This is a genomic window from Streptomyces sp. CB02980 (assembly GCF_014451325.2).
Classification (GTDB): domain Bacteria; phylum Actinomycetota; class Actinomycetes; order Streptomycetales; family Streptomycetaceae; genus Streptomyces.
Genome location: NZ_JACSCH020000009.1, coordinates 251,285 through 273,170, shown reverse-complemented (window position 1 = coordinate 273,170; position 21,886 = coordinate 251,285). Strand labels below are relative to the sequence as shown.

Annotated in this window: 20 protein-coding genes; 8 read left to right on the top strand and 12 right to left on the bottom strand. The window is 74.0% G+C overall.

The genetic code is table 11. The features are described 5' to 3' along the window. Positions 1 to 2 precede the first annotated feature (2 nt). Positions 3 to 731 (bottom strand): ZIP family metal transporter, encoded by a 729-nt coding sequence (locus E0F75_RS20980; RefSeq protein WP_187624071.1) that lies wholly within the window; start codon positions 729 to 731, stop codon positions 3 to 5. 21 nt (positions 732 to 752) lie between these two features. Between E0F75_RS20980 and cobC the strand changes: the two genes are divergently transcribed. After that, complete coding sequence (gene cobC, locus E0F75_RS20975) at positions 753 to 2,309, top strand: Rv2231c family pyridoxal phosphate-dependent protein CobC (RefSeq protein WP_187624070.1); 1,557 nt, start codon at positions 753 to 755, stop codon at positions 2,307 to 2,309. 165 nt (positions 2,310 to 2,474) lie between these two features. On the opposite strand, the gene E0F75_RS20970 is transcribed toward cobC, so the two are convergent. Further along, positions 2,475 to 3,485 (bottom strand): SCO1860 family LAETG-anchored protein, encoded by a 1,011-nt coding sequence (locus tag E0F75_RS20970; protein ID WP_187624069.1) that lies wholly within the window; start codon positions 3,483 to 3,485, stop codon positions 2,475 to 2,477. A gap of 311 nt (positions 3,486 to 3,796) precedes the next feature. Then, positions 3,797 to 4,516: a siderophore-interacting protein gene (locus E0F75_RS20965; protein ID WP_187624068.1), complete on the bottom strand. Its 720-nt coding sequence runs from the start codon at positions 4,514 to 4,516 to the stop codon at positions 3,797 to 3,799. 92 nt (positions 4,517 to 4,608) lie between these two features. Between E0F75_RS20965 and E0F75_RS20960 the strand changes: the two genes are divergently transcribed. Then, positions 4,609 to 6,882 (top strand): penicillin acylase family protein, encoded by a 2,274-nt coding sequence (locus E0F75_RS20960; RefSeq protein WP_187624067.1) that lies wholly within the window; start codon positions 4,609 to 4,611, stop codon positions 6,880 to 6,882. Further along, entirely contained in the window at positions 6,879 to 7,448 is a 570-nt protein-coding gene (locus E0F75_RS20955; RefSeq protein WP_187624066.1) for a GNAT family N-acetyltransferase, read from the top strand. The genes E0F75_RS20960 and E0F75_RS20955 overlap by 4 nt, the downstream gene beginning before the upstream one ends. A gap of 21 nt (positions 7,449 to 7,469) precedes the next feature. Here the strand turns inward: E0F75_RS20955 and E0F75_RS20950 are convergent, their stop codons facing one another. After that, a complete protein-coding gene (locus E0F75_RS20950; protein WP_187624065.1) occupies positions 7,470 to 8,555 on the bottom strand; it encodes an amidohydrolase family protein in 1,086 nt (361 codons plus the stop codon). Between the two features lie 106 nt (positions 8,556 to 8,661). Here E0F75_RS20950 and E0F75_RS20945 point away from each other — a divergent pair, with 106 nt between their 5' ends. After that, complete coding sequence (locus E0F75_RS20945) at positions 8,662 to 9,765, top strand: aminotransferase class V-fold PLP-dependent enzyme (RefSeq protein ID WP_187624142.1); 1,104 nt, start codon at positions 8,662 to 8,664, stop codon at positions 9,763 to 9,765. A gap of 120 nt (positions 9,766 to 9,885) precedes the next feature. Here the strand turns inward: E0F75_RS20945 and E0F75_RS20940 are convergent, their stop codons facing one another. Next, the gene (locus E0F75_RS20940) at positions 9,886 to 10,953 is read right to left on the bottom strand and encodes an alkene reductase (protein WP_187624064.1); all 1,068 of its coding nucleotides are present in this window, start codon (positions 10,951 to 10,953) and stop codon (positions 9,886 to 9,888) included. 116 nt (positions 10,954 to 11,069) lie between these two features. Here E0F75_RS20940 and E0F75_RS20935 point away from each other — a divergent pair, with 116 nt between their 5' ends. Beyond that, positions 11,070 to 11,579: a MarR family winged helix-turn-helix transcriptional regulator gene (locus E0F75_RS20935; protein WP_187624063.1), complete on the top strand. Its 510-nt coding sequence runs from the start codon at positions 11,070 to 11,072 to the stop codon at positions 11,577 to 11,579. A gap of 139 nt (positions 11,580 to 11,718) precedes the next feature. Here the strand turns inward: E0F75_RS20935 and E0F75_RS20930 are convergent, their stop codons facing one another. The 4 genes from E0F75_RS20930 to E0F75_RS20915 form a co-directional block, all read right to left on the bottom strand. Then, a complete protein-coding gene (locus tag E0F75_RS20930) occupies positions 11,719 to 12,777 on the bottom strand; it encodes an aminotransferase class V-fold PLP-dependent enzyme (RefSeq protein WP_187624062.1) in 1,059 nt (352 codons plus the stop codon). Between the two features lie 127 nt (positions 12,778 to 12,904). Further along, entirely contained in the window at positions 12,905 to 13,612 is a 708-nt protein-coding gene (locus E0F75_RS20925; protein WP_187624061.1) for a DsbA family oxidoreductase, read from the bottom strand. Positions 13,613 to 13,685: 73 nt separating this feature from the next. Beyond that, positions 13,686 to 14,162, bottom strand: coding sequence for a GNAT family N-acetyltransferase (locus E0F75_RS20920; protein WP_187624060.1), 477 nt, complete (start codon positions 14,160 to 14,162; stop codon positions 13,686 to 13,688). Between the two features lie 68 nt (positions 14,163 to 14,230). Then, positions 14,231 to 15,274 carry a GlxA family transcriptional regulator gene (locus E0F75_RS20915; protein ID WP_187624059.1) on the bottom strand — a complete coding sequence of 348 codons (1,044 nt, stop codon included), beginning with the start codon at positions 15,272 to 15,274 and terminating at the stop codon, positions 14,231 to 14,233. Positions 15,275 to 15,346: 72 nt separating this feature from the next. Between E0F75_RS20915 and E0F75_RS20910 the strand changes: the two genes are divergently transcribed. Next, entirely contained in the window at positions 15,347 to 16,711 is a 1,365-nt protein-coding gene (locus E0F75_RS20910; RefSeq protein ID WP_187624058.1) for an MFS transporter, read from the top strand. A 51-nt stretch (positions 16,712 to 16,762) separates the two neighbouring features. Here the strand turns inward: E0F75_RS20910 and E0F75_RS20905 are convergent, their stop codons facing one another. Then, positions 16,763 to 17,677, bottom strand: a complete 915-nt coding sequence (locus tag E0F75_RS20905; protein ID WP_187624057.1) for an AraC family transcriptional regulator — start codon at positions 17,675 to 17,677, stop codon at positions 16,763 to 16,765. 101 nt (positions 17,678 to 17,778) lie between these two features. Here E0F75_RS20905 and E0F75_RS20900 point away from each other — a divergent pair, with 101 nt between their 5' ends. Beyond that, entirely contained in the window at positions 17,779 to 18,786 is a 1,008-nt protein-coding gene (locus tag E0F75_RS20900) for a zinc-dependent alcohol dehydrogenase family protein (protein WP_187624056.1), read from the top strand. Between the two features lie 15 nt (positions 18,787 to 18,801). On the opposite strand, the gene E0F75_RS20895 is transcribed toward E0F75_RS20900, so the two are convergent. Next, complete coding sequence (locus tag E0F75_RS20895) at positions 18,802 to 20,301, bottom strand: aldehyde dehydrogenase (NADP(+)) (RefSeq protein ID WP_308189591.1); 1,500 nt, start codon at positions 20,299 to 20,301, stop codon at positions 18,802 to 18,804. Between the two features lie 150 nt (positions 20,302 to 20,451). Between E0F75_RS20895 and E0F75_RS20890 the strand changes: the two genes are divergently transcribed. Next, the gene (locus E0F75_RS20890) at positions 20,452 to 21,222 is read left to right on the top strand and encodes an IclR family transcriptional regulator (RefSeq protein WP_187624054.1); all 771 of its coding nucleotides are present in this window, start codon (positions 20,452 to 20,454) and stop codon (positions 21,220 to 21,222) included. 42 nt (positions 21,223 to 21,264) lie between these two features. On the opposite strand, the gene E0F75_RS20885 is transcribed toward E0F75_RS20890, so the two are convergent. Next, positions 21,265 to 21,762 carry a cupin domain-containing protein gene (locus tag E0F75_RS20885; RefSeq protein ID WP_187624053.1) on the bottom strand — a complete coding sequence of 166 codons (498 nt, stop codon included), beginning with the start codon at positions 21,760 to 21,762 and terminating at the stop codon, positions 21,265 to 21,267. Positions 21,763 to 21,886: the final 124 nt, after the last annotated feature.

Here is a 21,886-nt window from a genome sequence, read left to right as displayed (position 1 = left end):
GATCAGCCGCCGGAGACGCCCACCACGAGCCAGATGAAGCCGACGCCCCCCACCGTGCACAGCAGGGTGGAGCGGGCGGGGTGGTCGTGGTGGGCCTCCGGCAGGATCTCGGCGGCGGCCAGGTAGAGCAGGGCGCCGCCGAAGAACCCCAGATAGCTGCCGAGGAGTTCCACCGGAAGGGTGAACAGCAGGGTGGAGGCGGCGCCGACCAGCGGCGCGAGGGCGTCGGCGACGAGCATGCCGATGGCCTTGCGGCGGGCGTTCCCGTAGAGGCTGGTGATCGTGTACGTGTTGAAGCCGTCGGCGAAGTCATGGGTGATCACGGCGAGCGCGACGGTGGCGCCCATGCCGCCGCCGACCTGGAAGGCGGCACCCAGCGCGATGCCGTCCATGAGGCTGTGACCGACCATCGCGGCCGCCGCCGTCATGCCGACCTGCGGGACCCTCTCGTCGGCCGCGACACCGTGTGCGGCCTGGCGTACGGCGAGGAGTCGCTCCACGACATGGGCGAGGAGGAAGCCGCCGACGAAGAGCAGCAGGGCCTCCGGGACTCCGAAGACCTCGTCGCCCGCCGCCTCCAGGGCCTCGGGCAGCAGGTCGAGTCCGACGACGCCGAGCATGAGTCCGCCGGCGAGGCCGAGGACGAGGTGGCGCCGGTCGGTGACGCGTCCCGCGACCCAGCCTCCGAAGAGCGTCATGAGGAACGCGCCGAGCGCGACGACTACAGCCATGGGCCTTTGGTATCGGATGGGGTGGCGTCCGCGCACCTCGGTGTCGGCGCCCGGGCCGGGGTCCCGGTGGACGAGGTCCTCGCCCTGGTCGAGGCGGTTCTGCGGGAGGCGGGGCTGACGCGTGCGGGCGTCCGCTCGCTCGCCACGCTCGACGCGCGGGCGGCGGAGCCGGGGATCACGGGGGCGGCGGAGGTGCTCGGCGTCCCGGTGCGGGCGTTCACGGCGGAGGAGCTCGCGGCCGTGCCCGTACCGCATCCGTCGGCGCGGCCGCTGGCCGCGACGGGTACGGCGTCGGTGGCGGAGGCGGCCGCGCTGCTCGCGGCGGGCGGGGGCACGTCCGTCGGGCTGCTCGTACCGAAGCGGAAAACCCGGCGCGTAACGTGCGCTCTCGCCGCTTCCGTCCCGTTTCGCCCGAACGAAGACGCCCCAGGCGTACGGTTGTTGCCCCGAACTCACGGGTACATCGCTGGCGAGCCTGGCTCACCCCCCACCATCCCCACCCCCCACACGACGGCGGCCATGGACATGCATCTGCATACCGACGCCCACGACCTGCGCCACCACGGTGACGCCGAGGTACGGGACGAGAAACTCATCGATCTGGCGGTCAACGTCCGGACGAACACCCCACCGGACTGGCTGCGGGAGCGGATCGCCGACTCCCTGACCGGACTCGCCGCCTACCCCGACGGCCGGGCCGCGCGCGCGGCCGTGGCCGAGCGGCACGATCTGCCCTCGAACCGGGTGCTGCTCACGGCCGGCGCGGCCGAGGCCTTCGTGCTGATCGCGCGGGCGCTCCCGGTGCGGCGGCCCGTCGTGGTGCATCCGCAGTTCACCGAGCCGGAGGCGGCGCTGCGCGACGTCGGCCACGAGGTGGGCCGGGTGCTGCTGCGCGAGGAGGACGGCTTCCGGCTGGATCCGGCGGCGGTCCCCGAGGACGCGGACCTGGTGGTGATCGGGAACCCCACGAACCCCACGTCCGTGCTGCACCCCGCCGCCTCGATCGCCGCGCTGGCGAGACCCTGGCGGACCCTGGTGGTCGACGAGGCGTTCCTGGACGCGGTGCCGGGCGAGCGCGAGTCGCTGGCCGGGCGCACCGATGTGCCGGGGCTCGTGGTGCTGCGCAGCCTCACCAAGACGTGGGGGCTCGCCGGACTGCGGATCGGGTACGTGCTGGCCGAGCCGGCGACGATCGCCGCCCTGGAGCGGACGCAGCCCCTGTGGCCGGTGTCGACGCCGGCCCTGGTGGCGGCGGAGGCGTGCATGTCGCGGGCGGCGCTCGCGGAGGCCGAGCACGCGGCGCACCGGATCGGGGTCGAGCGGGCCCATCTGCTCGCCGGGCTCGCGGAGTTCGACGAGGTGCGGACGGTGCCGGGATCGGAGGGCCCGTTCGTGCTGCTGCGGATCGACGGGGCGGACGCGATCCGGGAGCGGCTGCGGTCGCTGGGCTTCGCGGCCCGCCGGGGCGACACCTTCCCGGGGCTCGACCGGAACTGGCTGCGGATCGCGGTCCGGGACCGGGCCACGACGAACCGCTTCCTCCAAGCCCTCGACCAGGCCCTGCTGATGGGCGGCTGAGCGGCCGCCGTCGGGCGACCGACGCGCATCGCGCACACGGGTCCGGGGAGGGCGACGTCGTCACCGTCGCCCTCCCCGGACCCGTGCTTCCCCCCGGAGGCTCCCCCCGGAGCCTCCGGCCACCGCGCCCCCCGGCGCATGCCCCTGCGCGTCCCCCTCGGACCGTCAGCCTCGGGAGCGGGCGCGCGAGCGGGTCAGCGCGAGTGCGCCGCCGCCGGCCACGAGGAGCGCGAGCGCCCCGCCCGCGATGTACGGGGTGGTGGAGCTGCCGCCGGTCTCGGCGAGGTTCTGGGTGGGCGTGGTGCCGCCGTTGTTGGTCTTGATGCCGCCGGCGTCGCTCGGCTTGACCGAGGGCTGCTGCGTGGGCTGCTCCGAGGGCCGCTCGCTGGGCTCCTGGGTGGGCTGCTCGGTCGGCTTCCCGGTGGGCTCCTCGGTGGGCTGCTCCGTCGGGGCCGTTCCCTTGGGCGTCTCGCAGGTGGCCTCGGCGAGGGTCACGGTGCCGTTGACCTCGGCGACGCCGAGCTTCAGGGGGTCGACCTCCACCTTGAGTTCGAGGGCGGTCGCCGCCGCCGTGCGCGAGGTGGTGGACGTACGGGACAGGTCGAGGGTCACCTGTCCGACACCGGGCACGCTGACCTGGGTCCGGCCGCCGGTGGAGAGGGTGGTCTTCTTGCCGAAGACGGTGACGTGGCCGAGGACGTTGGACTCGGCGACGGGCTTCCTCCCCACCTCGCACAGGGCCTTGGAGGTCACCTTCTGGACCTCGATGAGCGAGAGCAGCGGGATTCCGGGGACGTGGACCCGGGCCTTGACGAGGTTCACATACCCCTCGGCCTTCTTCTCGTCCACGGTGGCCTTCGAAGTGGCGACGTCGGCGGCCAGGATGTCGATCGGCTTGCCGTTCTCGGCCCCCTGCACCTTCACGGAGAGCGCGGTCTCGTTCTCGGTCTCCGGCGCCTTGACCTCGTTGAGGGAGACCCGCAGCGGCACGTCGACCGTCTTGCCGAGGAGGGAGACGTCGAGGCCGGTCCGCAGGACGACGGCGGTGGCGCGCCCTTCGCCGCCCGTGGCCTGTGCCGCCGGGGCCGCGAGGAGCACGGGGCCGACGGCCAGGGCGGCGACGGTCGCGGCTGCGGCGGTACGGCGGACGGGCATGCGGAAGGTGTTGCTGTTCAAGATGGTGGAACCCCCACAAGAGACATGGCGTCGCCGGCCGCTCACCACGGGGACGGTGGGTCGGCGCGGCCTCGGCGACTTGAGACACCGGAATCTTTACGCACGGAGAGTGAACCGACAGTCGCCTGCCGTGAGTTCACTCCAAAGGGGGGTTTCCGTGTTCATATTCGATTTTTTTCGACACAACCGTTCCCGGGTGCCCCGCGTCTTTCGCACGCGTGGGCACACAGCGGGTCCCCAGGGAAGGGTGTGAACGAGCCGCCGTGCGCCGGGGTAACGGATCGTCAACCCGGCGCATCAGGAGAGGGCGGTCAGCCCGCGCGCCAGTACCCGAGCGCGTGGACGCGCTCCTTGGGAAGCGCGAGTTCCTTGCGCGCGTACGTGGCGAGGGTCCGGGTGGTCGCGGTGTCGCAGGCGATCCAGACGTACGGGTCGGAGTCCGCGAGGGCGGGGAGTTCGGCCTTCACGCGGGCGACCAGGTCGGCCCCGTCGTTCCCGCGCGGCACCCGGCGCAGTTCGTGGTGCTCGGGGTCGAGCCGGACCGGCAGCTCCTCGTCGGAGGCGTGCTGGGTCTCGAACCAGACGGTGGCGGGGACGCCCGGGAGCGCGTCGAGCAGGGAGTTGACGGCGGGCAGCGACGCCGGGTCGCCGACCACGAGGAGCCGTCCGGGGCGCGGCTCCGGGGCGTCGAAGCCGGTCCCCTGGAGGGTCGCCTCGACGGTGTCGCCCGGGGCGCAGGCGCGGGCCCAGTGGCTGGCGACGCCGTCGTGGAGGGCGAACTCCAGACTGAAGGTGCCGGCCCCCTGGTCGGGGTCGACGAGGGTGTACGCGCGCTGGTGCGGCTTGCCCGCGTTCTCGAACCAGATCCGGACCCACATCGTGGGGTGGATTCCGGCGGCGGCGAGCAGACCGCCGTCCGTGAAGTGCACCCTGCGGTAGTCCTCGGTGACCTGCTCGGCCCCCGTCACGGTGAACGTGAAGTCCTTGCCCCGCATCAGCTTGAGAACGGCACCCTGCCAGCCGTGACCCACCGCAATCCCCTCCCCTGAACTCCTGTAGATTAATTTAGGTCAGCCTAACCTAAGAAAATCGCAGAAGACATGGCGGGAGCCATGTCAGGTACATGGACGGGATCGGGGTCTCCGTGAGCATCGAGGTCTACCGGGACGCCTGGGGCGTCCCCCATCTGCGCGCCGCGGACCAGGACGAACTCGCCTTCGCACAGGGCCGGGTCACCGCCCGCGACCGGGCCTGGCAGCTGGAGGTCGAGCGGCACCGGGCCCAGGGCACCACGGCCGCCTTCCTCGGCGCCGCCGAGCTCGGCTGGGACACCTTCGCCCGGCGCTCCCGGCTCGCCGACACCGCCCGCCGCTGCTTCGAGCGGCTCGAGCGCGAGGACGCGCGGACGGCGGCGTGGGTACGCGCGTACGTGGACGGGGTCAACGACGGCCTGGCGGAAGGGGCCGGCCGGGCGCCCGAGTTCGCCGAGACCGGCCTCGCACCCGGCCGGTGGGAGCCGTGGACCCCGCTCGCCGTCTGGCTGACGACCCACATCCTGTTCGCCGGCTTCCCCACCAAGCTGTGGCGCGAGGAGGTCGCCCGGCGGCTCGGCGAGGAGTGGACGGAGCTCTTCGCGACCGACGGGCCGGGGACCTCGGGCTCCAACGGCTGGCTGGTCGCGGGCGGACGGACCGCGAGCGGGGCGGCCCTGGTGGCCGGCGATCCGCACCGCTTCATCGAGGCTCCCGGCGTCTACCAGCAGATCCGGCTCGCCTGCCCCGCGTACGACGTGGTGGGCATCGCCGTGCCCGGCATCCCCGGACTCGCCCACTTCGGCCACACCGGGCCGGTGGCCTGGGCGATCACCAACGCGATGTCGGACTACCAGGACCTCTACCGGGAGCGGCTGCGGCGGCTCCCGGACGGCGGGGTGGAGGCGTACGGCCCCGAGGGCTGGCGCCCGGCGACGACGCACACCGAGACGATCGAGGTCGCGGACGGGGAGCCGGTCGTGGTCGAGGTGATCGAGACCGAGCGCGGACCGGTGATCATCGGGAGGGACGACGAGCCGGGGAGCGCCGCGTCCGGGGGCTCTGCGCCGGAGGGCGCTGCGGAGGAGGGCGCTGCGAAGGACGGGGCCTCACGGGACCGGGCCCCGCAGAACGGGGGGCCACACGACCAGACCTCGCAGGACCACGCCTCGCGGGACCGGGACTCGGCCTGGGAGGGCGTCGCTCTGCGGTACCCGCCGCGTGTCACCGGGCAGCTCGGGTTCGAGGTGCTGCCCGCGCTGCTGCGCGCCCGGACCGTCGCCGACGTGGACACGGCCCTCGACGGCTGGGTCGAGCCGGTCAACGTCGTCCTGGCCGCCGACACCGGGGGCGGTCTGCTGCACCGGGTCGCCGGCCGGGTGCCCGTACGGCACCGGGCCAACTCGCTGCGGATCGTGCCCGCCTGGGACCCGGCGCACGCGTGGGAGGACGCTCCGGCGCCGCTGCCCCGCGCCGAGGTGGACGGTCACGCCGTGATGGCCAACGCCCGGGGCCTCGCCGCGCCGCTGGGCATCGAGTTCGCCCCGCCGCACCGGGCGGACCGGATCGACGCGCTGCTCGGCGCCTCGGCCGACTGGACCCCGGAGAGCATCACCGCCGTCCACCGGGACACCGACAACCGCTCGGCGGCCCGCCTCCTGGCGGCCGTGGCGCGGGCGGGCGGCAGCGGGACCGGGCAGGCCGGCTCCGGCCCCTCCCCCGCCGGCCTCTCCCCCGCCGCCTCCGCCGTGCGCGACCGGCTGCTCGCCTGGGACCGGCGGATGGACGCGGAGAGCACCGGCGCCGGTCTGTACGCCGCCGTGCGCGGGGCCGTCGTCCGCCGGTTCGCCGCCCACGAGGCCTTCGCGGCGCTGCGTGAACCCGCCCCGTACCCCGAGGTGTTCCGGCCCTGGCTGGCCCTCGGGCCGCGCGTCGCCTACGCCCTGGAGACCCTGCTCGTGGCCGGGCCCGTGCCCGCCGCGGACGTGGACCGGATCGTCCGCGAGGCGCTCGACGAGGTCGGCGCCGGTGAGCCGCCGGCCGCCTGGGGCGTGACGCACCGGCTCGCGCCCTGGCAGGCGCTGCCCGACCCCGACGACGCGCAGTGGCCGGGGCTCGCCGGGGACCACGACTGCGTGCTCTCCACGTCCAGCGTGCCCGGGTGGACCGACCGCAGCGCCCGGGCCTCCGCCGCCCGTTACGTCTGGGACCTCGCCGACCGCGAACGGAGCGGCTGGATCGTGCCGTTCGGCGCGTCCGGCGTGCCCGGCGACCCGCACCACCGCGACCAGCTTCCGCTGTGGCTGAGGGGCGACCTCGCCCCCGTCACCACCGACTGGCAGAACCTCACCAAGGAGCAGGGATGACCACCGCCACCGCCGCCTACGTCCGGAGCATCGACGGCTTCGGCACCGTCACGGTCCGGCCCGTCGAGCCGGAGCGCGACGCCGCGCTCCTGCACGCCTGGGTCAACGAGGAGCGGTCGCGCTTCTGGGGCATGGTCGGCACCACCGTCGAGCAGGTCCGGGACGTCTACGCGCACCTGGACTCGCTCACCACCCACCACGGCTTCCTGGTGATCCTGGACGACGAGCCCGTCGCCCTGCTCCAGACGTACGACCCCGAGGCCGACCGCGTCAGCGAGTGCTACGAGGTGGAGCCCGGGGACATCGGCGCCCACTTCCTCATCGCGCCGAACACGGCCCCGCAGCCGGGCTTCACCGGCCGGCTCCTGTCCGTGCTCGCCGGCTTCACGCTGCGGGACCACTCCCGTGTGGTCGTGGAGCCGGACGCCTCCAACGAGAAGGCGATCGCCCGCATGGTGCGCGCCGGGTTCGAGCTGGGCCCGGAGGTCCTGCTGCCCGAGGTGGACCTGCCGGAGGTCTTCATCCCGGAGAAGAAGGCCCGGCTGGCCTTCCTGACCCGCCGCTGATCATCCGGCGGCACGGCGGGGCTACCCCACCACCCGCCCGTTGACGACGACCCGGCGCGGTGCCGCGAGGACGCGGACGTCCGCGCGCGGGTCCTCGCCGTAGACGACGAGGTCGGCCGGGGCGCCCTCCTCCAGGGAGGGACGCCCCAGCCACGCCCTGGCTCCCCAGGCGGTCGCCGCGAGCGCGTCGATCGGCGGGATGCCGGCCTTCGTCAGCTCCTCGACCTCCTCGGCGACCAGACCGTGGGCGAGGGAGCCGCCCGCGTCGGTGCCGACGAAGACCGGGACGCCCGCGTCGAAGGCGGCCCGCACGGTGTCGTACCGGCGCTCGTGCAGCCTCCGCATATGGGCCGACCAGCGGGGGAACTTCTCCTCGCCGCCGTCGGCGAGGTGCGGGAAGGTCGCGATGTTGACCAGGGTCGGGACGATCGCGACGCCCCGCTCGGCGAAGAGCGGGATGGTGTCCTCGGTGAGGCCGGTGGCGTGCTCGATGCAGTCGATGCCGGCCTCGACGAGGTCACGGAGCGAGTCCTCGGCGAAGCAGTGCGCGGTGACGCGGGCGCCGAGCCGGTGGGCCTCGGCGATGGCCGCCCCGACCTCGGCGCGCGGCCAGCAGGCGGTGAGGTCGCCGGCCTCGCGGTCGATCCAGTCGCCGACGAGCTTGACCCAGCCGTCGCCGCGCCGGGCCTCGCGGCCGACGTAGGCGACGAGGTCGGCGGGCTCGATCTCGTGGGCGTAGTTGCGGATGTAGCGGCGGGTGCGGGCGATGTGCCGCCCCGCACGGATGATCTTCGGCAGATCCTCCCGCTCGTCGATCCAGCGGGTGTCGGAGGGCGAGCCCGCGTCCCGGATCAGCAGGGTGCCCGCGTCCCGGTCGGTGAGGGCCTGCTTCTCACTGGTCGCCTCGTCGACGGGGCCGTGCCGGTCGAGGCCGACGTGGCAGTGGGCGTCGACGAGTCCGGGCAGTACCCAGCCCTCGACGGTGACCGCCTCGGCGGCGGGCCGGTCGAAGGTGACCCGCCCGTCGACGCACCACAGTTCGTCCCGTACGTCCTCGGGGCCGACGAGCACCCGTCCCTTCACGTGCAGCACCGCGCGATCACTCATGTCTGCACTGTACGAGGACGGGACCCCGGCCGGGGAGGGCCCCTCGGTACCCTGATCCGGAGTTCCGCCCGCACGAATCCGAGTCGAAGAAGGCACCGCCGTGACCGTGACACATCCGCTCCTGGACCTGGCCCCGCTGACCGCCGCGCATTTCGCGTCGATCGAGCGGCGGGTGGCCGCGCTGCTCTCCACGGAGCAGGACGTGGTGATCACCCAGGGCGAGGCGCTGCTCCCCCTTGAGGGGTGCATCCGGAGCGGTGCGCGGGCCGGATCGACCGCCCTGAACGTGGTCACGGGGCCGTACGGGCAGACCTTCGGCAACTGGCTGCGGGACTGCGGCGCGACCGTGGTCGACCTGGAGGTGCCCTTCCACGCGGCGGTGACGGCCGCGCAGGTGGAGCAGGCGCTCGCCGCGCACCCGGAGATCGACTTCGTGTCCCTGGTGCACGCGGAGGCGGCGACCGGCAACACCAACCCGGTGGCGGAGATCGGTGAGGTCGTGCGGGCGCACGGCGCCCTGTTCTACCTGGACGCGGTGGCGTCGATCGGCGCCGAGCCGGTCCTGCCGGACGCCTGGGGCGTGGACATGTGCATCATCGGCGCGCAGAAGGCGATGGGCGGGCCCGCGGGTGTGTCGGCGGTGTCGGTGAGCGCGCGGGCGTGGGAGCGGTTCGCCGCCAACCCGGCCGCGCCGCGCCGCTCGTACCTCTCCCTCCTGGACTGGAAGGAGCGCTGGATCGACGGCGGCCGGAAGACGCTGCTGCACGCTCCGGCGCAGCTGGAGATGCTGGCCCTGGAGGCGTGTGTGGAGCGGATCGAGGCGGAGGGTCTGGACGCGCTGATGGCGCGGCACGCCGCCGCGGCGGCGGCGACCCGGGCGGGCGCGCTGGCCCTGGGCGGCGGCCTGGAGCCGTACGTCCACGAGGCGAAGGACGCGGCGCCGGTCGCGACGACGCTGCGCGTGCCGGCCGGTACGGACGCCTCGGAGCTGGTGGCGAAGGCGCTGGCCGCCGATCCGTCGCTGCCGCTGATCGCGGGCGGCGGGGCGCTGGCCAAGGAGATGATCCGGGTCAACCACTACGGGGTGGACGCGACTCCGGGCGCCGTGCAGTCCTCGCTGGCCGCCCTGGGCGCGGCGCTCGGCGAGGCGGGCCGCGCGGTGGACCTGGAGGGTGCGCGCCGGGCGGTCACGGAGGCCTGGGCGGTCTGATCGATCCGCGTACGCCGACTGCGTACGGGACGGGGAAGGGGCGGGGTCCGGTGTCGGACTCCGCCCCTTCCGCGCGCTTCGGGTGTGCCCCGGATGCTCCTGGTGCTCCGGGTGTTCCGGTTACAGCGCCGGGTAGTCGGTGTAGCCGCGGTGGTCGCCGCCGAAGAAGGTCGCCGGGTCCGGGGTGTTGTACGGGCCGCCGGACCGCAGTCGGGCGGGCAGGTCGGGGTTGGCGAGGAACAGCGCCCCGTACGCGACGAGGTCGGCGGTGCCGTCCTCGATCAGGGTCAGCGCGTCGGCGCCGGTCGGCCCTTCGGTGGAGGGGTTGAGGATGAACGTGCCGGAGAAGGCCTTGCGCAGGGCGAGGGTCAGCTCGCGGATCTCGGGCGCGGGCTCCGTGACGTGCAGGTACGCGATGCCGACGGGGTCGATCGCGGCGACGAGGGCGGGGTAGAGCTCCGCGGTGTCGGTCTCGGCGATGTCGTTGTAGGTGTTGGCCGGGGAGATCCGCAGGCCGGTGCGCTCGGGGCCGATCTCGGCGGCGACGGCCTTGACGACCTCGACGGCGAGGCGGATGCGGTTCTCGACCGGGCCGCCCCACTCGTCGGTGCGGTGGTTGGAGCCGGAGGCGAGGAACTGCTGGATCAGATATCCGTTGGCGCCGTGGATCTCGACGCCGTCGAAGCCGGCGTCGACGGCGTTGCGGGCGGCCTCGGCGAAGCCGGCGATCGTCTCCCGGATCTCGTCGGCGGTGAGCTCCCGCGGGGCGACGAAGTCGATGAGGCCGGTGCCGGCGAAGAGCTGGCCCTTGGGGGCGACGGCGGACGGGCCGACGGGGTGGAGGCCGTCGCCGAGGACGACGGGGTGGCTGATCCGGCCGGCGTGCATCAGCTGGACGAAGATCTTTCCGCCGCGCTCGTGGACGGCGCCGGTGACCTCGCGCCAGGCGGCGATCTGCTCGGCGCTGTGCAGGCCCGGGGTGTTGGGGTAGCCCTGGCCGACGGCGCTGGGCTGGGTGCCCTCGGTGATGATCAGGCCGGCCGAGGCGCGCTGGGCGTAGTACTCGGCGACGAGCGCGGTGGGGGTGCGGCTGTCCCCCTCGGCGCGGCTGCGGGTCATCGGGGCCATCGCGATGCGGTTGGCGAGCCGGGTCCCTGCGAGGTCGACGGGGTCGAAGGCGGTGGTCATGGCTGTCCCCTTCACAAACTTATGTGGTCGGCCAAGTATCTGGCCCGGATGCCACTGTAACCCATTGCTTGGCCAGCCAAGGTAATCTGTGGGGAGACCTTCACGAGGAGCCCGCGATGTCAGGAACCGACCCCGTCTGTACCGAGACGGCGCCCTCCGCCGCCCACGGCGGCCCCGTCAGCGTCGCCCTGGCCGGGGTGGCCCGGATGCACCGGATCGCCGCCGGGCGGCGACTGCGGGAGCTCGGCCTCTACCCGGGCCAGGAGATGATGATGATGCGGCTCTGGGACTGCGGACCGGTCCGCCAGTCCGAGCTGATCCAGTCCCTGGGGGTCGACGCCTCGACGGTGACCAAGATGCTCCAGCGCATGGAGCACTGCGGCCTCGTCCTGCGCCGCCCCGACCCCGCCGACCGGCGTGCGGTCCTGGTCGAGGCGACGGACGAGGGCCGGTCGCTGCGCGCCGGTGTCGAGGGCGTCTGGTCCGACCTGGAGCAGGCCTCCCTGAGCGGGCTCGGCCCGGACGACCGGGCCGAGCTGGCGCGGCTCCTCGGCCTCGTGGCGGACAACCTGCGCGAGGAGGCGGGCGAGGCGGGCGAATGCCCGGCCCCGCCGCGCGGCTGCTGAGCGGGACGCCCCGGAGGCACGGCGCCCTCGCGCGGACGCGCCTCTCCCGCGGGCGCGGGGCGCCCTCGCGCGGACCCATCACCCCCGCGGGCGCACGGCACCCTCGCGTCTACGTCCCCCCACGGGCGCGGTACGGGTGTCAGCCCGCCAGGACCTCCAGGGCGCGGTCCACGTCCGCCGACGTGTTGTACAGGTGGAAGGACGCGCGCAGATTGCCCGCGCGGGCGGAGAGCAGGACGTCGGCCTCGCGCAGCGCGTCCTCGCGGTCCCCGATGCCGGGGACGGCGACGACCGCCGACTCGTCCATGACCGGCGCGTGGCCGAGGGCGACGAGTCCGGCGCGGAAGCGGGCCGCAAGCCCCTTGACGTGGGCCTCGATCCGCTCGATGCCGATCTCCTCCAGGAGCGCGAGCGAGCGGGCCGCCCCGTAGTACGAGAGGAAGGCCGCGGGCTCGTCGAAGCGGCGTGCGCTGGCGGCCAGTTCACGGACCGGGCCGTAGCTGTTCACCCACAGCTCCTCGCCGGTGACCCAGTTGGCGTGGATCGCGAGGAGCGAGTCCTGCGCCTCCTCGGTGACGGTGAGGAAGGACGCCCCGCGTGGGCAGAGCAGGTACTTGTAGCCGCCGGCGACCGTGTAGTCCCACTCCCCCGCGCGCAGCGGCAGCCAGCCGGCCGACTGGGTGGCGTCCAGGAGGGTCCGGGCGCCGTGCGCTGCCGCAGCGGCCCGGATCGCCGCGAAGTCCGCGGTCCGGCCGTCCGCCGACTGCACGGCCGAGAAGGCGACGAGCGCCGTGTCGGGGCCGACGGACTCGGCGAGCCGGTCGAGGGGCACGAACCGGGTCCTGAGGTCGCCGCGGATCGTGAAGGGGGTGATGACGGAGGAGAAGTCGCCCTCGGGGAAGAGGATCTCGGACCCGGCGGGCATCGACTGGGCGATCATGCCGCAGTGCACGGCGACCGAGCTGCCGACGGCGACGCGCTCGGGCGCGACGCCCACGAGCCGGGCGTAGGTGGCGCGGGCCTCGTTCACGACCTCGAAGTCCCCGGCGCCGCCCGGCCGGCCGGCGGCGGTCTCCTCCGCGAGGAGCACGACGGCCTCGATCGCGCGGCGCGGCAGCAGCCCGCAGGCGGAGGTGTTGAGGTAGGTGTTCTTCGGCGCGAACTCGGCGCCCCCGAGGGGCTTTTCCAGGGTTTCCATGCCCTCACCCTGGATTCCCCACGATCACCCGTCAATGGGGTTCGGTCGTGGGGAATCTCCAAGCCGCGCTTATCGCCGCAGGTGGGAGGGGGTGCTGGCGATCATGCGCCGGGTCGGGTGTGGGCGATCACGCGCCCGGGACCTCGCAGCTGCCGTCGGTGTCGCAGACCGCCGCGTCGCCGCCGACGGTCTGGAGGACCCGGCCCTGCCAGGCCTGTTCGAGGGCCTGGGTGAAGACCTCGGCGGGCTGGCCGCCGGAGATGCCGTAGCGGCGGTCGAGCACGAAGAAGGGCACGCCGTTCGCGCCGAGTTCGGCTGCCTCGCGCTCGTCCTCGCGTACGGCGTCGGCATAGGCCGAGCCGTCGGCGAGGACGGCCCGCACCTCGGCCTCGTCGAGACCGGCCTCGACGCCCAGCGTCACCAGGGTCTCGGTGTCGAAGACCGAGCGCTCCTCGGCGAAGTTGGCGCGGTAGGCCAGGTCCAGGAGCTCGTTCTGCAGCCCGCGGTCCTTGGCGAGGTGGAGCAGCCGGTGGATGTCGAAGGTGTTGCCGTGGTCACGGCCCTCGGTGCGGTAGCCGAGGCCCTCGGAGTGCGCGTTGGACGCGACGTGCGCCTCCATGGCGCGGGCCTCGTCGAGGGTGCGGCCGTACTTCCTGGCGAGCATCTCCAGGACGGGGCCGGTGTCGCCCTTGGCGCGGTTCGGGTCGAGCTCGAAGGAGCGGTGCACGACCTCGACGTCCTCGCGGTGGGCGAAGGCCTCGAGTCCCTTCTCGAAGCGGGCCTTGCCGATGTAGCACCAGGGGCAGGCGATGTCGCTCCAGATCTCGACGCGCATGTGACTTCTCTCCGGGGTTCGGCGGCGGGGTGTTCGGGGTGTTCCGTCGCGACAACGACCCCACCGGCGGATTTCATTCCGTTTCCGGTCCCAGTGTGAGCCGGAGCACGAGGTGGTCGCCGTCGCGCGGGGCTTCCGGGTCGGGGGTCCAGCCGTGGGCGGCGTAGAAGGCCTGGGCGCGTTCGTTCTTCTCGAAGACCTCCAGGCGCGCCTCGGTCACCCCGGCGGCCCGCCAGTCGTCGACGCAGGCCGCGTGGAGCTCGGTACCGACGCCCGCGCGCCAGCGGGCGGGGAGGACGTGGAGCTGGGTGAGGTGTGTGCGGCCGTCGCGCTCCCCGTACGCGGCGATGCCCGCGAGCTCCCCGTCCCGTACGGCGCAGAGGACGGCCCCTCGCTCGACGGCGGCGGCCCAGCCGGCCCGGGAGCGGGCGATCTCCCCGGGTCCGAGGAAGTCGGCGTCGGGGATGTGGCCTCGGTAGTAGGTGGCGCGGGCCTCGGTGTGGAGGGCGACGACGGCGTCGAGATCGGCGGGAGTGGCGAGTCGGATCATGGTTCTTCAGGACGCGCGGGAGGGCGGGGCGGTTGCGGCGGGGGTGAGCGCGATCGCCGCCGGGGCGGTCACGCGGGCGTGCTCGCGGGCGTGGCGACCGGCGACGGGTCGGCGCCGTCCGGGGCGGGCCCGCCCGCCGCCGTCAGGCGGCTGAAGGAGGACCGGTAGGCGCTCGGGGTGAGGCCCGTGCGGCCCAGGAGGTGCCGGCGCAGGGAGTCCCCCGTACCGAGGCCGCTCGCGCGGGCCACCCCGTCCATGGCGAGCGAGGTGGTCTCCAGGAGCTCCTTCGCCCGCTCCACGCGCTGGTGCAGCAGCCACTGGAGCGGGCTGACGCCGGTCTCGGCGTGGAAGCGGCGGGAGAGGGTGCGGACGGAGACACCGGCGTGCCGGGCGAGGTCGGTGAGGCCGAGCGGCTCGTCGAGGTGTTCCATCGCCCACGCGCGCGTGGCGGCGAACGAGACCCCGCGTTCGGGCGGCAGCGGGGTCTGGGTGAACTGGGCCTGGCCGCCGGGCCGTACGGGTGCGACGAGGGCGAGCCGGGCGACCGTGTTGGCGACGGCGGCGCCGTAGTCGGTGCGGATGACGTGCAGGCAGAGGTCGATGCCCGCCGCGTATCCGGAGGAGGTCAGCACGGGCCCGTCCTGGACGAAGAGCACGTCGTCCTGGAGGTCGACGGCCGGATGGCGGGCGGCGAGCAGCGAGCTGTACGCCCAGTAGGTCGTCGCGGCCCGGCCGTCGAGCAGGCCGGCCTCGGCGAGCGCGAAGGCGCCGGTGCAGATGGAGGCGATCCGGCTGCCGGCCGTGGCGGCACCGCGCAGCGCGCCGAGGATGCGCGGGTCGGGGTCGGTGTACGAGCCGCTGCCCGCGAGGACCACGGTGTCGGCCCCGGCGACGGCGTCGAGGCCGTGCGGGACGACCAGGTCGAGACCGCCGGTGGTGGTGACGGGTCCGGGGTCGGGGGCGCAGATGACGGTCTCGTACCCGGGTGCGCCGTCGATCTCGACCTTGCCGAACAGCATCTCGGGGATGGCCAGGTTGAACATCGAGACGGGCGGGGCGGCGATCACGGCGACGCGACGGACGCGGGGCGGGGGTGCGGACTCGGCTGTCATGTGGCCAGAACCTCCGGGCATATGGCATTCGGGCCACTACTGTACGGCTCCGCCGATCATGAAGCTGGGGGCATGTCCTCAACAGACCTCGCCGAAGCTCCCGTTGCCGCCCCCTCTCCCGCCCAGAAGTCCCCCGGCCCCACCCTGGCCGCCGCGATGCTCGGGTTCGCGCTCATCACCCTGGACACCTCCGTCGTGAACGTCGCCCTGCCCGCGATCGGCGCCGATCTGCGGGCCGGGATGTCGGGGCTCCAGTGGGTGGTCGACGCGTACACCCTGGCCTTCGCGGCGCTACTGCTCTCCAGCGGGGCACTCGCCGACCGGGTCGGGGCGAGCCGGGCGTACGGGATCGGGGTCGTCGTCTTCGTCCTCGCCTCGGCGGCCTGCGGTCTGGCCCCGGGCCTTCCGGCGCTCCTGGCGGCGCGGGCGGTGCAGGGGGTGGCGGCGGCCGTGATGCTGCCGGCCTCGCTCGCGCTCGTGCGGGAGGCGTACGGCGATCCGGGGCGGCGGGCGCGGGCGGTCTCGCTGTGGGCGGCGGGCGGCACGGTCGCGGTGGCGCTCGGCCCGGTCGCGGGCGGGGCGCTGACCACGGCGTGGAGCTGGCGGGGCATCTTCTTCGTGAACCTGCCGCTGGGGCTGCTCGCGCTTGCGCTGCTGAGCCGGGTGGCGCGTTCGGAGCGCAGGCCCGCCCCGCTGGACCTGCCGGGGCAGCTGACGGCGATGACGGCGCTCGGGGCGCTGACCTTCGCCGCCATCGAGGGCGGTACGGAGGCGTGGTGGGCGCTGGGGCTCGCGGTGGTCTCGTTCGCCGCCTTCCTGCTGATCGAGACGCGGCGGAGGCACCCGGTGGTGCCGCTGGGTCTGTTCCGGAACACGACGGTGGCGGTCGCGGTGGCGGCGGGCTCGGCGAACAGCGTGGCCTTCTACGGGATGCTGTTCGTCTTCAGCCTCTTCTTCCAGCAGGTGCTGGGTCTCTCGGCGCTGGCCGCCGGGCTGATGTTCCTGCCGATGACGGGTCTCCTCGCCGGGGTGAACATCCTGTCGGCGAGGGTGGCGGCGCGGTACGGGGCGCGGCTGCCGATCGTCCTCGGCCAGACGGTCGCGGTGGCGGGCCTGCTCGGGCTGCTCACGGTCGACGCGCACACCTCACGGCCGGCCCAGGCGCTCCTCCTGGTCCCCCTCGCCCTGGGTGCGGGCTTCTCGCTGCCGCCGCTGATCGCCTCGATGATGGAGGCGGTCCCGGCGGACCGCGCGGGCACGGCGGCGGGCCTCCTGAACGCGGTCCGGCAGACGGCCGGCGCCCTCGCGATCGCCGTCTTCGGCTCCCTGGCGGCGACGTCGACGGAATCGGCCCTCCGTACGAGCCTCCTGATCAGCGCGTCCCTCCTCACCCTGACGACCCTGGCCTCCCTGCGTCTGCCGGGCCGCCGGGGCTGAGCGGACCGCCCGGCCGGCGGGCGGCTGGGGCCGGGGCCGGGGCGAGTCGCCTCAGGCGCCCTTGCGGTACTGCCCCGGGGCCAGCCCGTACTCCCGCTTGAAGGCCTTGGCGAAGGCGAACTCCGAGGAGTAGCCGGAGCGTTGGGCGATCGAGCGGAGGGGAAGGTCGGCGGTGCGCAGGAGGCGGCCCGCCGTGGTCATGCGCCACCAGGTGAGGTACGCGAGGGGGGCGCGGCCCACCAGGGTGGTGAAGCGGCGGGCGAAGGCGGCGCGGGAGAGGCCGGCCAGGGCGCCGAGTTCTTCGACCGTCCACGCGCGCGCGGGGTCGTCGTGGAGGGCGCCGAGGGAGACGGCGACCGCCGGGTCGGCGAGGGCGGCCGACCAGCCGGTGGAGCGGTCGGCGCGTTCGGTGAGCCACCAGGTGCGCAGCAGGTACAGCAGGAGGGTGTCGAGCAGGGCGGGGACGATCGCGTCGGATCCCGGCTGGGGTTCGGCGAGTTCGGCGCCGAGCAGGTCGACGGCGGCGCGCAGCCGGGGGTGGGCGCCGACCCTCGCGGGGATGTGCACGTACGGCGGCAGCTCGGTGAGGAGCGGGTGGGCGCGGGCGCGGCTGAGCTGGTAGGCGCCGCACAGGAGCAGGGTCTCCTCGGCGCCGATCGGGCCGCGGACGGGCGGGGTGGGCCAGGAGCCGTCGGGGGCGGGCAGGGCGTCGACGAGCGGGGTGTCGGGCCGGTCGGCGAGGCCGTGGCCGGTGCCGTGGGCGAGGAGGACGACGTCACCGGGGCCGAGCCGGACCGGGGCGGTGTCGTCCGGGGGCAGCAGCCAGGCGGTGCCCTGGAGGACGACATGGAATCCGGCGCCCTTGCTCGCCGGGAAGCGGATGCCCCAGGGGGCGAAGTTGACCGTGCGGGAGGAGTGGGGCCGTCCGGTGCGCATGGCGGCGATGGCATCGCTCAGTACGTCCATCCCGGCACCGTACTCCTTGTCCCTGCGCGCGAGACGATCGGACATCAGGGGGAGCCATCGGGACATGGATCGTCTTCCCTCCCGCTCCTAGCGTCTTCCTCATGACGACAACAGGCATGACGACGAAGGCAGTTCTCTTCCATGAGGTCGGCGGGCCCGAGGTCCTCACCGTGGAGGAGGTCGCGCTGCCCGCCCCCGGGCCCGGCGAGGTGCTCGTCCGGGTCGAGGCGATCGGGCTCAACCGCGCCGAGGCGCTGTTTCGTTCGGGCACCTACTACTACCCGGCGACCCTCCCGGGTTCGCGGCTCGGCTACGAGGCGGCGGGGGTCGTCGAGGCGGTCGGGGCGGGGGTCACCGGGTACGCGCCGGGTGACCCGGTGATGGCGGCGGCCAACTTCGACTTCGGGACGCACGGGGTGTACGCGGAGCGGGTGGTGCTGCCGGAGGAGTATCTGGTGGCCCGGCCCGAGGGGGTGGACGCGGTGACGGCCGCGGCGGTCTGGCTGACGTACTCCACCGCGTACGGCGGCATGGTGCTGACCGGTGGTCTCGGCGCCGGCGACCACGTGGTGATCACGGGGGCGTCCAGCGGGGTGGGGACGGCCGCGATCCAGGTGGCGCTGCGGGTCGGAGCCGTACCGGTCGCGACCACGCGCGGCGAGGACAAGCGGAAGCGGCTCCTGGAGCTCGGGGCCGCGCGGGTGATCACGACGGACACCGAGGACGTGGTCGACGAGGTGCGGCGGATCACCGGCGGGGCGGGCGCGGACCTCGCCTTCGACGCGATCGGCGGGCCCGGGTTCGCCCGGCTCGGCGAGGCGCTGCGGCCCGGCGGCACGGCCGTGCTGTACGGCTGGCTCGATCCTCGGCCGGCGGCCCTGTCGATGAACTGGCCGCAGACGGTCCACACCTACGCCAACGGGGCGCTCGTCAGGACCGGGGAAGGGCGTCGCCGGGTGGCCGGGTTCATCGGCGCGGGTCTGCGCGACGGCTCCCTGGCGCCGGTGATCGCCGAGACCTTCGACGGTCTGGAGCGGATCACCGACGCCCACCGGCTGATGGAGTCCAACGTGCACCTCGGGAAGATCGTGGTGCGCGTCGGGGGGTGACGGCCGGCGGCCGGCTCAGTGGCGGGGCAGGCCCAGCGGGTTGTCGTCGCGGAGCTCCGGCGGCAGCAGGTGGCCGGGGGTCGACTGGTAGGTGACCGGGCGCAGCCAGCGCTCGATCGCGGTCGCGCCGACCGAGGTGGCGGTGGAGGTGGTGGCCGGGTAGGGGCCGCCGTGGTGCTGGGCGGCGGCGACGGCGACGCCGGTGGGCCAGCCGTTGACGAGGACGCGGCCCGCGAGCGGGGTGAGTTCGGCGAGGAGGGGGGCGGCGTCCTCGTCCCGGCCCTGCTCGGCGATGTGCAGGGTGGCGGTGAGGTTGCCGGGCACCCGCGCGAGGGCCTCGGTGATCTCCGTACGGGAGTCGTAGCGGGCGACGACGGTGACCGGGCCGAAGCACTCCTCCGTGAGGTCCCGGTGGTCGCCGTCGACCAGGGTCCGGACCGTGACCGCCATGAAGCCGGCCTTGACCGTGTGCGGGCCGCCGGGCTCGGGGTGGACCGGTGCGGTCACGCCGTCGTTCAGCGCCATCTCGTGGGTGTGGGCGAGGAAGTTGCCCCGCATCCGGTGGTCGAGCATCACGGCCGGCTCGGTGTCGCGCAGGGCGTCCGTCAGCGCCCCCACGAACCGGTCGCCCGCCTCGCCCGAGGGGGCCAGGACGAAGCCGGGCTTGGTGCAGAACTGGCCCGCGCCCATGGTCATGGAGCCGGCGAGCCCGGCGCCGATCTCCTCGGCCCGCTCCTCGACGGCGGCGGGGGTGAGCACCACCGGGTTGAGGGAGCCGAGTTCGCCGTGGAAGGGGATGGGGACGGGCCGGGCCGCGGCCGCGTCGAAGAGGGCCCGTCCGCCGCGCACCGAGCCGGTGAAGCCGGCGGCCGCGACGAGCGGGTGGCGGACGAGTTCGACGCCCGCGTCGAAGCCGTGGACGAGGACGACGACGTCCTCGGGGAGGCCCGCCTTGGCGGCGGCCCTGCGCAGCAGCGAGGCGCAGAGTTCCGCGGTGGCCGGGTGGTCGGGGTGGGCCTTGATCACCACGGGGCAGCCGGCCGCGAGGGCGCTCGCGGTGTCGCCGCCGGGGACGGAGAAGGCGAGCGGGAAGTTGCTGGCGGCGTAGACGGCGACGACGCCGAGCGGGATCTTCCAGCGGCGCAGGTCGGGCCGGGGCGGAATGGCTCCGGGGTCGGGCAGGTCGATCCGGATGTCGAGGAAGGAGCCCTCGTCGACGACCTCGGCGAACGCTCTCAACTGGGCTGTCGTACGGGCGAGTTCGCCGTTGAGGCGAACCGGACCGAGGGCGGTCTCGGCGTCCGCGGTCTCGACGATCTGCTCACCGGCCTCCTGGAGGAGGTCGGCGGCGGTACGCAGGAAGGCGGCCCGTACGGTCCGGTCGGCGAGGGCCTCGCGGACCTCGTGCGCGGCCCGTACGGACCGGTCGACATCCTCCGCCGCGGCCTCCACCGCAACCTGCTCGCGCGGCTTCCCCGTCCGGGGGTCCACACTCCACACTGGTTCTGCCGCCACTGCCACGCCCCTGTTCGGTATTCTGAACACAGTTCCCGTAGATGAACGCATCCGTACGGGACTCTAGGGACGGCCCGGCCGTCTCCACAAGGGGCCCCGTCCGGCCGGCAGGCCAGGGGGCGACGGCACGACGGAAAAGGGGCGAGGGTCATGGCGACTGCCGACATGGGCGGAGCGCAGGTGAAGTCCGCGGTGCGGACCGTGGAGCTGCTCGAATACTTCGCCGGGCGCCCGGGGATGCACTCGCTCGCCGCCGTCCAGGAGGCCGTCGGCTACCCCAAGTCCAGCCTGTACATGCTGCTGCGCACCCTGGTCGAGCTGGGCTGGGTGGAGACGGACGCGACCGGCACGCGGTACGGCATCGGGGTACGGGCGCTGCTCGTCGGCACCTCCTACATCGACGGCGACGAGGTGGTGGCCGCCTCCCGGCCCACCCTGGACCGGCTCTCCGACGACACCACCGAGACCATCCACCTGGCACGCCTCGACGGCACCAACGTGGTCTACCTGGCGACCCGTCAGTCCCAGCACTACCTGCGGCCGTTCACCCGGGTCGGTCGCCGGCTGCCCGCGCACTCGACCTCGCTCGGCAAGGCGCTGCTCGCCACCCACACCGACGACCAGGTGCGCAAGCTGCTCCCGGAGACCCTCCCGGCGCTGACCGAGCACACCATCACCGACCGCGAGCAGCTCATCGAGGAACTGCGCGTCATCCGCGAGCAGGGCATCTCGGTGGACCGCGAGGAGAACACGCTGGGGCTGCGCTGCTTCGGCGTCGCCATCCCGTACCGGACCCCGGCACGGGACGCGATCAGCTGCTCGGTGCCGGTGGCGCGGCTCACCCCGGCACACGAGCAGATGATCAAGGACGCGCTCTTCGACGCGCGGGACCGGCTGACGCTGGCGACCCGCCGCCTCTGAGGCTCCCCACCGGGGGCGTCTCAGGCGCCCCCCACGAGCAGGTCATCCGCGCTCGGCGAGCGCCTTCTGCCAGACCGGGCTGTCCACGTAGTGGTTGTCGTACTGCTCCGAGGACGCCTTGATCTCCTCGAAGCTCGCCTCGCCCCGCATGACACGGCCGAGGAGGCGCAGGTAGTCGAAGCGGGCCATGCCGGGCGTGAAGACGAAGAGGACGTCGGCCTCGGCGCCGGGCGCGGCCGCGAAGGCGTGCGCGGTGTGCGGCGGGACGAGCAGGAAGTCGCCCTTCTCCAGGACGGACAGCTCCTCACCGACGAGGACCTGGAGCGAGCCGTCGATCACGTAGAACATCTCCGACGCCTTGGTGTGGAAGTGCGCCGGGGCGCCGACCGCTCCCTTCGCGAAGGTGGAGCGGTAGCTGGTGAGCTGTCCGCCGGTGGCGCCGGAGTCGGCGAGCAGGGTCATGACACTGCTGGGGTCCGCGGTGGTCTCGGCGGTGGCGGCGCGGGTCAGGACCGGGGCGAAGGGCGCGTTCTCGTTCATGATCACTACTCTAGAGGGTCATTGACCCCTGAGTCGGGTGCAATTGATCTAGAAAAGTGTGGGTCAATTCTGGCACCCGGCACCCCTCGACCGACCTCCTCCTCCGCCGTGCGGCGGAGGAGGA